This window comes from Aquirufa nivalisilvae (assembly GCF_003143535.1).
In the GTDB taxonomy this organism is placed as follows: Bacteria; Bacteroidota; Bacteroidia; order Cytophagales; family Spirosomataceae; genus Aquirufa; species Aquirufa nivalisilvae.
Genome location: NZ_CP029346.1, coordinates 2,111,853 through 2,127,072, shown reverse-complemented (window position 1 = coordinate 2,127,072; position 15,220 = coordinate 2,111,853). Strand labels below are relative to the sequence as shown.

8 protein-coding genes and 1 tRNA gene are annotated in these 15,220 nt (G+C 37.7%); 5 read left to right on the top strand and 4 right to left on the bottom strand.

What is annotated here, in order from left to right; translation table 11 throughout:
• The first annotated feature begins 201 nt into the window (after nucleotides 1-201).
• Nucleotides 202-4,356, top strand: a complete 4,155-nt coding sequence (locus tag HME7025_RS09375) for a T9SS type B sorting domain-containing protein (protein WP_109323383.1) — start codon at nucleotides 202-204, stop codon at nucleotides 4,354-4,356.
• A 193-nt stretch (nucleotides 4,357-4,549) separates the two neighbouring features.
• Here HME7025_RS09375 and HME7025_RS09370 read toward each other — a convergent pair whose 3' ends face one another.
• Both HME7025_RS09370 and HME7025_RS09365 read right to left on the bottom strand, forming a co-directional pair.
• Nucleotides 4,550-5,389 carry a metallophosphoesterase family protein gene (locus HME7025_RS09370; RefSeq protein WP_109323382.1) on the bottom strand — a complete coding sequence of 280 codons (840 nt, stop codon included), beginning with the start codon at nucleotides 5,387-5,389 and terminating at the stop codon, nucleotides 4,550-4,552.
• 107 nt (nucleotides 5,390-5,496) lie between these two features.
• Nucleotides 5,497-7,107, bottom strand: coding sequence for a DUF5060 domain-containing protein (locus tag HME7025_RS09365; RefSeq protein WP_109323381.1), 1,611 nt, complete (start codon nucleotides 7,105-7,107; stop codon nucleotides 5,497-5,499).
• Nucleotides 7,108-7,236: 129 nt separating this feature from the next.
• Between HME7025_RS09365 and HME7025_RS09360 the strand changes: the two genes are divergently transcribed.
• From HME7025_RS09360 to HME7025_RS09345, 4 genes are all read left to right on the top strand, one after another.
• Nucleotides 7,237-7,308: transfer RNA gene (locus tag HME7025_RS09360), tRNA-Arg, on the top strand.
• Between the two features lie 1,050 nt (nucleotides 7,309-8,358).
• Nucleotides 8,359-10,731 (top strand): heavy metal translocating P-type ATPase, encoded by a 2,373-nt coding sequence (locus tag HME7025_RS09355; RefSeq protein ID WP_109323380.1) that lies wholly within the window; start codon nucleotides 8,359-8,361, stop codon nucleotides 10,729-10,731.
• Nucleotides 10,732-10,988: 257 nt separating this feature from the next.
• Complete coding sequence (locus HME7025_RS09350; RefSeq protein WP_109323379.1) at nucleotides 10,989-12,026, top strand: hypothetical protein; 1,038 nt, start codon at nucleotides 10,989-10,991, stop codon at nucleotides 12,024-12,026.
• Nucleotides 12,027-12,140: 114 nt separating this feature from the next.
• Complete coding sequence (locus tag HME7025_RS09345; RefSeq protein WP_109323378.1) at nucleotides 12,141-12,992, top strand: AbiJ-NTD4 domain-containing protein; 852 nt, start codon at nucleotides 12,141-12,143, stop codon at nucleotides 12,990-12,992.
• Between the two features lie 69 nt (nucleotides 12,993-13,061).
• Here HME7025_RS09345 and hflX read toward each other — a convergent pair whose 3' ends face one another.
• Both hflX and HME7025_RS09335 read right to left on the bottom strand, forming a co-directional pair.
• The gene (gene hflX, locus HME7025_RS09340) at nucleotides 13,062-14,333 is read right to left on the bottom strand and encodes a GTPase HflX (RefSeq protein ID WP_109323377.1); all 1,272 of its coding nucleotides are present in this window, start codon (nucleotides 14,331-14,333) and stop codon (nucleotides 13,062-13,064) included.
• A gap of 60 nt (nucleotides 14,334-14,393) precedes the next feature.
• Nucleotides 14,394-15,218 carry a DUF2911 domain-containing protein gene (locus tag HME7025_RS09335; RefSeq protein WP_109323376.1) on the bottom strand — a complete coding sequence of 275 codons (825 nt, stop codon included), beginning with the start codon at nucleotides 15,216-15,218 and terminating at the stop codon, nucleotides 14,394-14,396.
• Nucleotides 15,219-15,220 lie beyond the last annotated feature (2 nt).

Here is a 15,220-nt window from a genome sequence, read left to right as displayed (position 1 = left end):
AGTAATGTTTATTGCTCGTTTTTTTGTTAGTTAGATTGATTTTTAGTTTTTAAATGAGAACAAATTTTACTTTTAAATAAAAATATTTCCATCATTTTTTTTGTAACTAGTTAGTTAAATTGAATAAATAGTTCCCTGTGTTCGAATGGTTCTAGTATTTCTAGTCTGTTCATTTAAATTTATAAACTGATTCCTTGTATTATGTGTTCTAAAACGGTTGTATTTCAGCAGGAGAAATCCTTCGCTGGTATATTATGCATCAAGCATTTTAACTATTTTTCCCTTACCATTTGCTTGTTTCTTTCCTTATTTTTATTGCCACAGCTAACTCATGCTGAGGGTATGGCAGCTGCAGTCAAATTTAGAATAACAGGAACAGGAACACAAACAGCTGGGATTTCACAAACTATCACCATCACAGCAGTTGACGGCGGAGGCCTGACGGATAATACGTATACCGGAAATCGTAATGTGGTTTTTTCTGGGGCGAATAATTCCACGTTAGGTGATACACCCAAGGTTAATTCCATAGCTTTCGGGACTCCAACCAGTCTTACTTTTACCAATGGGATCGCAACAGCCTCGTTAAATTTATTTCTTGCAGAAACTGCTACCATTCAGGTTTCAGACGGAACCTTATCCTCATCAGGAGCTGATGGATTAAGTGTGCTTGTTGGTTTTGGCGCATTAGGTCGATTTGACCAGGTATTGTCCAATCCGGAACAAATTGTTGATAAGAATTTCACTGGGACCTATACGGTTACTGCACAAGATAGCTATGCCAATGTTATTACTAATTTTAATGCCGCTGCAACTCCTTTGACCATTATTGGAAACAATAATTATGCAGCAGGAACATTTACATTAGGTTATGGTGGAAATACCCTAAATCGAGTGACTGATTTTGTGAATGGGATGGCTAATTTACAAGCTATCGGAATAAAGTATTCAGGAACTACTAGTGCTTCTGGTAATATTTTAATTAGAAATGCAGATTTATCTGTCATTGGTGCTATTCCAGCCATTATTCGCGGAGGTGATGCCGTTAGACTAACTATTTCAGGAACAACTACGCGTACAGCTGGTATTAATTTAGCTATCACCATCAACGCATTAGATAGTTATGGTAACCAGTCCTATGAATATACGGGGAATAAATCCTTGATTTTTTCAGGAGCCAGTACGGCTATCAGCGGAAATATTCCACGAGTATCTGGAGTAAACTTTGGTACTGCCACCAGTGTGACATTTTCTAATGGTACTAGTTTACCTGGCATGACATTGTACAAGGCAGAAACGGCCACCATTTCAGTCAGTGATGGAACGCTTTCTTCTTCAGGAGCGGATAATTTATCGGTAACCGTGAATCCTGGATTTTTAAATAAATTTCGAGTCATTGTTAGCAATCCACAACAAAGTGAACGTGCTTTTTCTGGAACTAATACCGTAACGGCGCTTGATGGATTTGACAATATCGTCACCTCATTCAATGCTGCAACTAATAATGTGACGGCTAGCACTACTTTATCAGGAAGTATTTCAGGGTTATCAGGTGGCAATAAATTAACCTCAGCTTCGGATTTCGTCAGTGGTGTGGCTAATTTGACTGCATTAGGAATGAAGTATAGTGGGGCAGAAGGAACAGGTTCATTTACATTCAGAGCAAGCACAAGTCCAACTGGAACTAGCCAATTAATTGAAACAACTTTTGCTGATGATGATGGGGATGGAATTCCGAACTCCATGGAATGTTATGGGACTTCTTCCTTATTAGGAACCTGTGCTGATTTTGATGGTGATGGTCGCATGAATTCACAAGATACAGATTCGGACGGCGACGGAATCAATGATTCCGTGGAAAGAAATATTGATACAGACGGAGATAGACAAGCTAATTACTTGGATTTGGATTCAGATAATGATGGTATTCTTGATGCCATCGAAGGTGAGCAAGATACAGATGGAGACGGTATTCCTAATTATATTGATTCGGATTCTGATGGTGATGGAATATTAGATGTTTGGGAAGCAACTGACAATGCACGAGGAACTGTTGATCAGAATTATGATGGGAAAATTGATATCAATGGAGTCTTTACAGATAATAACGGGAATGGCTTAGCCGATATTTTAGAAGTGGGTTTTGGAGGAAAACCTTTGCCATTACCAGATACAGATAGAGACGGGAAAAAGGACTATATGGATTTGGATTCAGATAACGATGGAATTTTGGATCAAGTAGAGGGAACATCAGACCCAGATAAAGATTCATATCCTAATTACCGAGATTTGGATTCAGACGGGGACTGGTTAGGTGATCAAGATGAAAGAAATGTGGATAATGATGGAGATGGAGTAGGTAACTATTTAGACGCTGATTCAGACGGTGATGGAATTCCTGATGCTTGGGAAGGCAAAAATAAATGCGCTACCTGTAGCACATTGAAGGATGAAAAGGCAGATGGTTGGGATGATCGCGGTCAATATGTGGCAGTGATAGATACAGATAAAGATGGTAGTTCTGATTTTCTTGATTTAGATTCAGATAACGATTGTTTACCTGATGCTATTGAATTGGGAGCGGATATCGATGTAGATGAAATTCCCAATTTTAGAGATTTGGATTCAGATAATGATGGAATACCTGATACGGTAGAAGCCATTTCATGCTCTAAGCCAGTGGATTCAGATCTAGATGGTAAAGCAGATTTTGAAGATATAGATTCAGATAATGATTTAATTCCAGACAAAATAGAGGCTGGTTCTAATCCACTTAAGCCATTGGATTCTGACCTGGATGGAATAGCCGATTTTCAAGATTTAGATAGCGATGGGGATGGAATTTCAGATACATGGGAGGCAGGCAAAGATGCTAATAATCCTATCGACACAGATGCTGATGGAATCATGGATTTTCGAGATACCGATTCTGATAATGATACGATATTGGATAAAATTGAGGTTGGAGTAAATACACTTAAACCATTGGATTCAGACGGAGATGGAGTTTGGGATCATTTGGACTTAGATTCAGATAATGATACTATTTCAGATAAATTGGAAGCTGGGGCTGATCCTTCTATACCAGTAGATACAGATTTAGATGGGAAACGCGATTATGTGGATACCGATTCAGATGCAGATACCATTCCTGATCAAATTGAGGTTGGTTCTGATGTAACTAAACCTTTGGATTCAGATGCGGATGGGAAATGGGATTTTCGAGATACCGATTCCGATAATGATGGGATTTTAGACATGATTGAAGCAGGCCAAAACCCAATGAAACCTGTTGATTCAGATGGAGATACGAAAGCAGATTACATCGATTTAGATTCCGATAATGATACTATATTGGATAAACTGGAAGGAGGTGCCAATCCGTCTAAACCAGTGGACACGGACAATGATGGTAAAGCAGATTATGTAGATACCGATTCGGATAATGACGGACTCTTAGATTCAATAGAAGTAGGTAAGGATACTACGAAGCCATTAGATACCGATCAAGATGGCTTGGCAAATTACCGAGATATCGATTCAGATAATGATGGTTTATTGGACAAGTTAGAAGCAGGAAATGATTTAAATAAGCCTTTAGATACCGATAAAGATGGTTTGGTAGACTATATTGATACAGATTCAGATAATGATTCCATGACAGACCGATTGGAGGCTGGTTCAGATTTTACTCGACCAGTAGATACTGATCGAGATACTTTGCCTGATTATCGAGATACGGATTCCGATAATGATTTAATTCCTGATAAAGTAGAAGCAGGCCCCGATCCTACAAAGCCATTGGATTCAGACAGAGATGGTATCTTTGATTTTCAGGATATTGATTCTGATAATAATGGAATATTAGATATCGCAGAATTTGGTACCGATGCTAGCAACCCTATTGATACGGATAAAAATGGCATACCTGACTACCGTGATTTGGATAATGATGGTGATGGAATCATTGATATCTTGGAGTTGGATATCAATTATGGAGGCTTAGAAGATTGTGATCATGATGGAATAAGTAACATGCAAGATAAAGATGTATGTGAGCCATTTGCTCCTCAAGGGATTTCACCCAATGGAGATGGCAAAAACGATAAACTGATTATTCCTGGGTTATTAAGCATGCCCAAGCACCACATCACAGTATTTAATAGGGCAGGAGCTATCATTTTCGAATCGGACAATTATAAAAATGATTGGGGAGGAGAAATCAATTTTGTAAGTGGCCAGTCGAGTCAGTCTCAAATAGTTCCTGATGGAGTTTATTATTATGTAGTAGATTTTGCTGGCGCGAAGCCCGCGATTCAATCGTTCTTATATGTCAATAGATTGAACCTCAATTAAAATCATAAGGGAGCTAATTTAGCTCCCTTATTTGTTTCCATTGGATTATCAATATCTTGGACAATTAATGCAAAATCTCATTCGTTAAACGGCTGATTAAACCTGCTTCCGCAACGCTGTCAGGGTTCCAAACCCTGACAGCGTTAGGAGTTTCGCCAATTTCAGGAGGGAAAACACGGTTTAATCCTGGCGTTTAGAAACTTAATTCCTCCATTTTTACTTCTGGATTCATCATATAAGTGATTAAAGTGCCATCATTTAATATTTCTCCCACACGGTAACCTTTATACGGAGTTCCCCAATTACCTCCAATGTGGGAATCAAATAAAAATGGTGTATTGTTCATCATTTTTACTCCGTCTTGATCATGCTCATGTCCATGAAATGCAGCTTTCACATTGGGGTAGTTTTTCAACAAATCAAAAAACTCTGGATGGTCAATGCCATGCTTTGTCCATTTGGCCTGAGGAATATGCAAAAACAATAAGACTTGTTTATGTTTTTTATTTGCTTCTAGTTGTTCTTTCAACCAAGTTAAATCTGGACAGAGGTATTTGCCTTGTTCATTCGATGTATCACCTAACAATATACCCACTTTTTTGTGAACCACTTGGTGGTTTAATGGAGTGCCCCAAATGTCTTTCCAATATTCGGGACTCACTAAATCATGATTGCCACGGGTAACATAATAGGGCATTTTTAAGCCGTCGATTTTAAGTTTTGCTTTGGGCATCCATGTCTTATCATCATGTACGATATCTCCATTCATGACACAAAAATCCAGTGGATTCTCGGAATGGAACTGATTGATTTGTGCGATAGACTTATCTAACATCTCCTCAAATGCTGTGTTAGGTTGGCCATAGTGAATGTCGGAAGCAACAATGAATCGTAGTTTTACTTTCTTACGAAATGCCTCAACTTCAGATGGACTTAATGCTTTGACTTGTCCAGAAAGGAGAAATATAGAAGCAAATGAAACTTGCTGAATGAAATTTCTTCTGCTAAGGGATAGCTTTTCTTTTTTTGACATAGAGGTTTAGATTGAGAGTCTAATTTATCTTTTTTTAACTAAAATATAGTCCTGACCATAGAATCTTAATCCTTTCTTAATAAAAATTAGGAGCTAAATTCAATCAATTATCGGATTTCCCTAATTCTTAATGCCAAATAGGGCTTTTCAGGTAATCTGATTTTCTTAAAATCTTTGTCGAAAAAGCGATAATCATTTTCTTTACCAGTTTCAAAGATCTCGGGCAAAGTTTGTATCGTCATGCCATAGGTATCAATGATATCTACTCGAAAACGAGTTCCAGCAGTCAATTTACCAAAGGCACCGTTATTAATAGGTAAATTAAACATCCAGTATTCTTGGATTTGTTTTCCAAAATAGACCAAATAATTCCCTTTGCCTCCGGAAGAGGTAATATTATCTCGGGAAACATCCGACAAATTCAATGGTCCCGGACCTTCTTCCAAGAGTTGTCTCAAAAATCCCACTCTTTTCCAACTTTCCCCTATAAATCGCCCGCCTTTGGCCCAAAATATGGTGTCTCGGTGGTCTTTGAACATAAAGGATTCTCCATGAGTCACATAGGTTCCTCCTATAACGCCATTCCAGATCAAATGCGTCATGGTTTCGGGACTATAGCGGCCCCAGCGAGATTTAAGATTTCCTTCATAGCCCACTTCATCTAAGACAACAGGTTTATGGTATACATTGCGCAACATGGCAGCTGAATTGGGGCTTTGAACGGGAGATTCATCTTGAATGCTCACGTGGCTAAATTCAGGTTTCCAATAATCGTAATACGTGGCAGTTGCTCCATGAATGGAACATAAATGGCGATATGGATCAGCATTGACCACTGTTCTAGTTAATTCATCCCAATCCGCAATCGTTTTTGATTTTACATAATCCCACTCATTTGCCATCGACCACCACACGTTTCTAAAAGAAGAGATTCGGGCCAAGAGATACTGAATATAACGAATGTTGACTTCTCTAGGCATGGCATCAAATCCCCATCTTCCTTTGTCGTATGGATGAAAAAGTATCAAATCAGCTTCTATGCCCAAGCTTTGTAAAGCATCGATTTGTTTTTCCAATTGATGGAAAAAGGCTGGATTAAATTGATTGTAGTCCCACACTTTTACTTCATTTCCTTGGGCATCCCGCTTGGTTTCTTGTAGGACAAATGGGTAAAGGATAGGTTCTTCTTTGACCAAATCATAGTTTTTAGGAAAAACACACATCCTGATTTTATTGAATCTTGATTTTTGTAGGGACTTCAATGTCAACTGTTGCAATTCAGCACCCATATGGTTCCAGGCATAAGCAGTTGTTCCAAATGGATAATAGGTTTTACCATCTGCATAAGTAAAATGAACCGAACTATTTGTACGTACCATGCCATGATTTTCATGAGAAGGTGCAATGCATTCCATAGTACCAGTTTTTTTGGCTAGGCCAGGTACATTACTTTGAGTTGTATATTTCCAAATCCCCAATCGAGTAGGCATGAATCGTAGCTTGAAGGTTTGATTGCCATCATAAAAACCAGAAATAGTTAGCGTGGTATCGGCATGAACAAATATGGCTTTAAATGCTACATCCTGATGTCCGTTTCCTTTAAATGCAGTTTGATAGGATAATTCCACCCGATTCCAGCGTTCCACTTGCTCTTGTGCCATTAGGCCAAATGAAAGAATAAATAGAAAGCTAATACCTAAAAGAAATGATTTTTTCATCCAGAGGTTTTTTTATTGTGTTAGGTTTTTGGTGTAGTAAAGTACGAATTATTGTTACAAGATAAATAGGTGTCCAATCAAATATTATCAAGATTTTTGTTCTAAAATGATTAATTTGCAGGCCTATTTGGCGCCATAGTTCAACGGATAGAATAGACGTTTCCTAAACGTTAGATGTGGGTTCGATTCCCGCTGGGGCCACAATTAAATGATAAATTATAGGTTGTAATTTATAAATGGGGTATTAGTGCATTTCTTCGATCTAATCAGATTTATTTTCTAAACGTTTGATGTGCCGGGGTCGCGTTCGACTCGATTTCCGCTGGGGCCACAATTAAATGATAAATTATAGGTTGTAATTTATAAATGGGCTATTAGTGCATTTCTTCGATCTAATCAGATTTATTTTCTAAACGTTTGATGTGCCGGGGTCGCGTTCGACTCGATTCCCCCTGGGGCCACTATGAAATGATAAATTATAGGTTATAATTTATAAATGGGGTAATTCAATACTACATTCTACATTTTCCATTCTACAATTTCTGGTTAATCCTACGAAAGATGGGAACGTAGCATGAGCGAAGCGGCAGGCGAATATTTGACCCCGTGCGTGGGCCTGAGTGTAAGCGTCAAAGATTAAAGCCGTATGCGGAGTGAACATCGGTTCCGCAAAGCGGAATTCGTGTTGGATTAACCGAAACCATCCTGTTTTTTTGTTTCTTTTTTTTCAAAAAAAGAAATACCAAAGTAATGACCTTAAAGTAGTGAGTGATTAAAGCTGTAGAAGATTAACTTGATTAAGCATAGATTATTGAGGATTATCTTTTTTTTGAAAAAAAAGAAACAAAAAAAACTTGTTTTTTGTCGTTCCGCCAAGGCGAATTCTGCTTCGCAGAATCGTAATTCTCTCCGCTATCGCCTATACTTTTGACGCGGACGCGCATCGCCTTTGCGCAAGGTCAAAACCTCGTCTACCGCTGCGTTCATCACATTTCGCAGGGCTGAACGACGGGATTAAATATGCAAAATTCTACATTCTATCTACATTTTACATTGAAAGGTTAATCCTACGAAAGATGGGAACGGAGCTTTTTTTGATTTATCATTTTACCGCAAAATTCTTGCTTATATTTGAATGCTTAGTGCATGATTTTTGTTTTACTATTTTATGATTATTTCTACATTGCCTCTGCTAATCACAAACCCTAATAACAATATTTTTTCATTCTACATTCTTCATTCTACATTAAAATGAAACACACCTACCCCATATCTGGAATGAGTTGCCAAGGTTGCCAGAGCCACGTTGAAAAAGCACTGAATTCAGTTGAAGGAGCCATCGCTACTGTCGACCTAGAAAAAGCAGAAGCGACCATCCAAATGGAACATCATATTCCGACCGAGGTCTTTGAAAAAGCCCTGCAAGCCAGTGGGGGCAATTATCATATCGGGCAAAGTCCACAGCCTATGCTGGCAAAACCTAAGCCTGTCGCCATTCAAGGGGCTTTGTATTATTGTCCCATGCATTGTGAAGGAGACAAAACCTATGATAAACCTGGTTCTTGTCCAGTATGTGGGATGGACTTAGTGGCACAAGCGGGAAGCACAGAGGATGAAAATAGTACTTATAACAAGCTGCTGTTCAAACTAAAAATTGCCATAGCTTTTACCTTGCCTATTTTCATCATTTCCATGACGGACATGATTCCTGGTAACCCCTTGTTCCAATGGGCTTCCATGACCACTTGGAATTGGGTGGAATTGTTGCTATCCATACCAGTAGTATTTTATGCCACTTGGATGTTCTTTGAACGCGCTTGGCAATCCTTGATGAGTCGGCATTTTAATATGTTTACGCTGATTGGTATTGGAGCTGGAGCGGCCTGGCTATTTTCAGTGATTGCCCTCTTTTTTCCATCTATTTTTCCGCATCAATTTCATTCCCACCATGGAACGGTCTATGTGTATTTTGAGGCCGCTACCGTGATTTTAACTTTGGTACTTTTGGGACAAGTCTTGGAAGCCCGAGCCCATGGAAAGACCAATGCTGCCATTCGTGAGCTATTGAAATTGGTTCCCAATGAGGCCACTCTTTTGCGGGATGGCAAGGAAATGATTGTGCCCATTGATCAAATACAAAAGCATGATTTGATTCGAGTAAAACCAGGGGAGAAAATTCCGGTTGACGGAACCATTCAAGAAGGACATGCCTCCATCGATGAATCCATGATTTCTGGAGAGCCGATACCGGTCGACAAGCAAGTGGGAGATATGGTCAGGGCAGGTTCCATCAATGGGAATACCAGTTTTATACTGCAAACGGATAAGGTAGGGGCGGAAACCTTATTGGCACAAATCATCGATTTGGTGCATCAAGCAAGTAGTTCCAAAGCGCCCATCCAAAAAATGGCAGATACGATTTCTTCTTATTTTGTGCCTGCCGTGGTGCTTTCTTCGCTGTTGACTTTTATTGCTTGGGCTATGTTGGCCAACGAAAATGCCTATACATTTGCCTTTGTGAATGCCATTGCTGTTTTGATTATCGCTTGTCCTTGTGCACTGGGTCTAGCCACACCGATGTCGGTGATGGTAGGAGTGGGGAAAGGGGCTCAGAACGGTATTTTGATTAAGAATGCTGAGGCTTTGGAGAAATTGGCGGAGGTGAATGTGGTGATTATCGACAAGACAGGTACAGTGACGGAGGGTAAACCTTCTTTGGAGAAAATGTTGGTCAGTTCGGAGGAGATTATTGAGAAAGATGTTTGGCAAAAAATCCTTTCTTTGAATAGCTTGAGTGAGCATCCTTTGGCTAAAGCCAGTGTGGTTTTTGCGAAGAATTTGGGTATTAGTTCTGTCAAAGTAAATCAATTTGAAGCCTTATTGGGCAAAGGGGTTTTGGGACAAATAGAGGGTAAAACGTACGCCATTGGTAACCAAAAATTAATGGAAGAGCGAGGTATTAATATTCCCGTGGATTTATTTAAGCAAGTGATAGCGGAGCAAAAACAGGGCAAAACGATTTCCTATTTTGCGGATGAAAAAGAGGCTCAAGTAGCTTTGGTGATTAGTGATAAGATTAAAGAATCGAGTCAGCAAGCTATCCAAGACTTGCAGGCAGAGGGATTACAAGTGATTATGCTAACGGGCGACAACCAAGAAACGGCGGATTTAGTCGGTAAGAAATTAGGTTTAGATGCTTGGAAAGCTCAGATGCTACCACAATCTAAACTGGATGAAATAGTAAGTTTACAGGCTGATGGCAAAAAGGTAGCGATGGCAGGTGATGGTATCAACGATGCACCTGCTTTATCTCAAGCGGATATCGGAATTGCTATGGGAACTGGCACCGACGTAGCCATAGAAAGTGCCGAAATAACGTTAATTAAGGGAGATTTAAGGGATATAGCCAAAGCTAGAAAGCTAAGCCAGATGGTCATCCGAAATATCAAGGAAAACTTATTCTTTGCTCTAGGTTACAATGTACTGGGTATTCCCATTGCAGCAGGAGTCTTATATCCATTCTTTGGTACCTTATTATCCCCGATGCTCGCTGCCCTCGCCATGAGCTTCAGCTCTGTGTCCGTGATTTCGAATTCCTTGAGGTTGAGAGGGAAGGTGTTGTAATGTAGAATGAAGAAGGTAGAATTGGGAATGAAGAATGGAGAATGAAGAATGTAGAATTTGAAATCCCCCCATTATATTGAAAATAAAGTATTATATGAATGTGAAATAGCCTTGTATATTACTTGAGGTATTATTTTCAAAAAGACTAAGATTTCATTTTGATTGAATATTGCTTCATAATAGTATTGAATTCCTTATATATTTGGTTTGTATAAAAAAATATTTTTTCAATTTTATTAAAATATAAATTTTAAAATATGTCAAATTATTATAATGAGAGTGAGCCTATTAGGGAATTTTATGCTTTTGAAGTAAATGATCTACTTAGAGCTGAGCTAGGAGTAAAGAGTTTTACTGAAATAAAAGATCCTTTAAATGAAATTAATTTATTGATTAAGGAAATGATCAAATATTCGGAATTAAATGATCATATTCCACAAGGTATAAAGGAGCAAGTTATAACAATTGTAACTCAGTATAATGATTTTTCGAATTTACTTAAAAGTTATAATTTTGATTTAGATGCACAAAATAGTTTTAGAAAAAGAACATCATTAATTAATAACATTAAGGAATGGCATAAAAATATTTATAGTGGCAAAGATTCTTCAACTCAGGGAGCATATTTTTTACTTGTTTATAATACTATAAAAACATATAATCTAAGTTCTTTTCAAAATGATAAAAATGAAATTGAAATCATAAAACAAGAATTGATTTCTACAACTAAAAAAGCAGAAGATTTATTTGTTCAACTACAGTCAAAAGCAACTGAAGAAACTGTTCAAGATTATGCTTTGATATTTCAATTACAAGCTAGGCAACATTCATATTGGTCATTTTCAATTTCTCCTTTTATATTAAAATTTGGAAATGCACAAACTTGGTTAGTAATATCAATTTTAGTACTTTCTACATTTGTATGGTTTGCAATTAATCTTAATTCAATAATTCCAATTGACCTAAATAAGGCTCCCTCTGTTGTTACCTTAGAATTATTATCTAGATTGTTAATAGTGAGTGTATCAGTTTATATGATTTCCTTTTGTTTTAAACAGTATAATGTGCAAAATCACTTAGCAACATTAAATAAACATAGACAAAATACCTTAAATTCTTTTAAGTTGTTTATTTCTTCAATTGATCAATCGGATTCTACTACCAGAAACGCTTTAATGATTGAAGTAGCTAAAGCTATTTACGAAAATGGAAATTCTGGATATATTTCTTCAAAAGATGGGGGAGATTCATCTCCTTCTATAATAGAGATGACAAGAATTGTGGGGCAAAAATGATAATATCATAACTTTTGCTTGATGATTTACATATTTCACTATTGATATTCATTACAATTATTCGAAATGTTGAAGTTTTATGTTAAGTATTCATTGTTAATTTAAATTTGAAATATGAAATTTTCACAACGATTAGGTAAGGCATCTTCAGTAAAACAATTGCAAATAGACTCTATAGATGATGATTTGAAAAACGGACTTTGGAATGCAATTACAATATTTATTATAAACAATCATATTGAAGCTAATAACCTTGGTCATTACAACCAATTTGATGATTTATGTAAAAATATGTGGCATAATTTTTATAAACTTCCAATTGACACAATCCCCCATTATGATAGTTTGAAAACTAAATTTATTAGAGATTCTTTTTTTCAAGGTGATTGGTTAAATGTATATGAGCATATTGAGTTTTTAGCAAATATTAGATTTATCGATAGTAATAGATTTATGGAATTTTGCAATGTAATATTTGAAAGAGAATTTTCGGGTTATCGATTTATTGATGGACTAATTTCACCAATTACTAATGAAAGTGAAATTGAGGAAATTGAAATGTCAATTCAAAACTCAGGACATTTTACATCCCTAAAAGGGGTAAATATTCATTTGAAATCCGCACTTGAAAAATTGTCAGATAGGAAATCTCCAGACTATAGGAATTCTATTAAAGAATCAATTTCGGCCATAGAATCTGTAGCAAAAGTTATTTCTGAAAATGAAAAAGATAGTTTAGGCTCTGCCCTTGATAAAATAAAGGGAAAAATTAAGCTTCATTCTGCATTAGAAAGAGGTTTTAAGCAACTTTATGGTTACACAAGTGATAGTGATGGTATTCGCCATGCATTAATGGAGAATCCTAATTGTGACTTTGAAGATGCAAAATATATGTTAGTTTCAAGTAGTGCATTTATTAACTACCTTATTGTCAAAGCTGGAAAAGCAGGAATTACTTTTATTTAAAATTGATTTTTTATATATATTAAAATTATAATTCTACATTCTACATTCTAAATTCTACATTCCCAAAAACTACTCCGGCACATACTCATCACTATGCCCCATCAAGTGATTGCCGCTTAGCCAGTTCGGGAAGATTTGGTAGTGCTTATCTTTGATTAGGTTCATGACGGTTTCACGCAATTCGTTCAAATTACTTTTTTGCTCAGCCGAAATAAAGACAGTTTTAGGTTGATTGGTTTGCCAGTGGGTCTGTTTCAAGAACTGGGTTACTCGATCCATCTTGCTCAATTCAGGTTCTCCATCCTCATTCAAGGCTGCACCTTCAAAGAACACGTCTTCCACTGGGAATAAGTCAATCTTATTAAATACTAGGATGGTTGGCTTATCGCCCGCACCCATTTCATTCAAAATTCCTTGAACAATTTCTATTTGTTCCTCAAAATTCGGGTGGGAAATGTCAACGACATGTAAGAGGATATCGGCCTCTCTCACCTCATCCAAAGTAGATTTAAAGGATTCAATCAGCAGGGTAGGGAGTTTACGAATAAAGCCTACGGTGTCTGTCAAAAGGAAAGGAATGCCTTCCCAGCTTACTTTACGTACCGTTGAGTCTACCGTAGCAAATAATTTATTCTCGGCAAAGACATCGGCCTTAGCCAATTTTTGCATCAAAGTAGATTTCCCTACGTTGGTATAACCCACCAATGACACACGCACCATACGGTCGCGGTTCTTACGCTGGGTAAATGTTTGTCGGTCTATAGCTTCTAACTTCTCCTTCAAAAAGGCAATGCGGTCATTGGCAATACGACGGTCAGTTTCCAATTCCTTTTCTCCAGGACCACGCATACCAACTCCACCACGTTGCTTGGAAAGGTGAGACCACATGCGGGTCAAACGAGGTAGCATGTATTGGTACTGAGCCAATTCCACCTGTGTTTTGGCTTGTACCGTTTTGGCTCTTTGTGCAAATATGTTCAAGATCAACAGACTTCGGTCCAAGACCTTCATCTCCTTACCACATAATGAAATCTCGTATTCAATGTTTCTTACTTGAGAGGGCGACAAATCATCGTCAAAGATGATCATATCCACATCTTTATCAATCACATAGCGAATCACATCATCCAATTTTCCTTTACCTACATAGGTACGGTTATCTGGCTTGGCTAGTTTTTGAGTAAAACTTTGCAAGGTCAGAACCCCAGATGTTGAGGCCAAAAAAGCAAGTTCGGCAAGGTACTCAGCCGTTTGCTGTGCATTTTGTTTTTGAGTAGTTACGGCCACTAAGACGGCGGTTTCTTGCTCTTTATCTGTACTATAACCCTTTTCTTCTCCCATATATAAGCTAAAAAAAGCCTTTCCGTTAAGAAAGGCTTTTTCAAATTAAGCGATTCTATTTTATAAGCCCTTAATTAATTTCTCATTAAGCGCTACGTAATCATCATTTTTTGCGGCTTTCGCCAATTCGATGGATTTCAAAGCCGTTGCTTTGGCTCCTGCTTTATCTCCCATTTTTGCCTGAATCTTCGCTTTTAAATGGAATACCCAAAAAGCACTTGGATTCGAAGCCGTAGCTTTAGTTGCCCATTCCAAAGCCTTGTTTAAATCACGTCCTGTCTCAAAATAGTAGGAAGCAGATTCAAAATAAGGTTTAGTATCAGCACTCATCACTTTTTCAATGGAAGCAGCAATCTTGGCATCAATCTCTGTTTCTACCGGAATAGATACAAAGGTCTTTTCCCAAGATATCTGTATGAACATCTTATTGGCTGCAACTAGTTCAAATTGATATGCCAAAGATTCCACAGGGTATTGTAAAGTAGCAGTTGGAACTGTCGCTGTCAATACATTTTCCTCTGGGTGGTAATTGAAAACACCGTCTGTTCCTTTGTTGAAGATAATCTCCCAAGATTTTTCTGAAGGATTAATCATCAATTGGTATGAACCTGCTTTCAAGCTTTTGCCCATGATTTTCACATCTTCACCAAATGTTACTTTGGTAGGAGCATTGGCACCCGCTCTCCATAATTTTCCAAAAGGAACGATATCACCAAAAATCTTACGGCCACGTAGGGCAGGACGAGAATAGGTGATCTCTACGGATGATAAAGAAAACTCTTGTTTAATCGTTTGCAATGGACTAGGAGTAGGGACTTTGAACGATTGCGCATTCGCATCCATTCCTAATGCCGTCAATACCAAAAACAATAGTAACTTTTTCATAA

Bases quoted from the DNA above. Each gene is read 5' to 3' on its own strand.
- HME7025_RS09335 (WP_109323376.1), bottom strand. From the start codon at position 15,218: ATGAAAAAGTTACTATTGTTTTTGGTATTGACGGCATTAGGAATGGAT.
- HME7025_RS09355 (WP_109323380.1), top strand. From the start codon at position 8,359: ATGAAACACACCTACCCCATATCTGGAATGAGTTGCCAAGGTTGCCAG.
- HME7025_RS09345 (WP_109323378.1), top strand. From the start codon at position 12,141: ATGAAATTTTCACAACGATTAGGTAAGGCATCTTCAGTAAAACAATTG.
- HME7025_RS09370 (WP_109323382.1), bottom strand. From the start codon at position 5,389: ATGTCAAAAAAAGAAAAGCTATCCCTTAGCAGAAGAAATTTCATTCAG.
- HME7025_RS09350 (WP_109323379.1), top strand. From the start codon at position 10,989: ATGTCAAATTATTATAATGAGAGTGAGCCTATTAGGGAATTTTATGCT.
- HME7025_RS09375 (WP_109323383.1), top strand. From the start codon at position 202: ATGTGTTCTAAAACGGTTGTATTTCAGCAGGAGAAATCCTTCGCTGGT.
- HME7025_RS09365 (WP_109323381.1), bottom strand. From the start codon at position 7,107: ATGAAAAAATCATTTCTTTTAGGTATTAGCTTTCTATTTATTCTTTCA.
- hflX (WP_109323377.1), bottom strand. From the start codon at position 14,333: ATGGGAGAAGAAAAGGGTTATAGTACAGATAAAGAGCAAGAAACCGCC.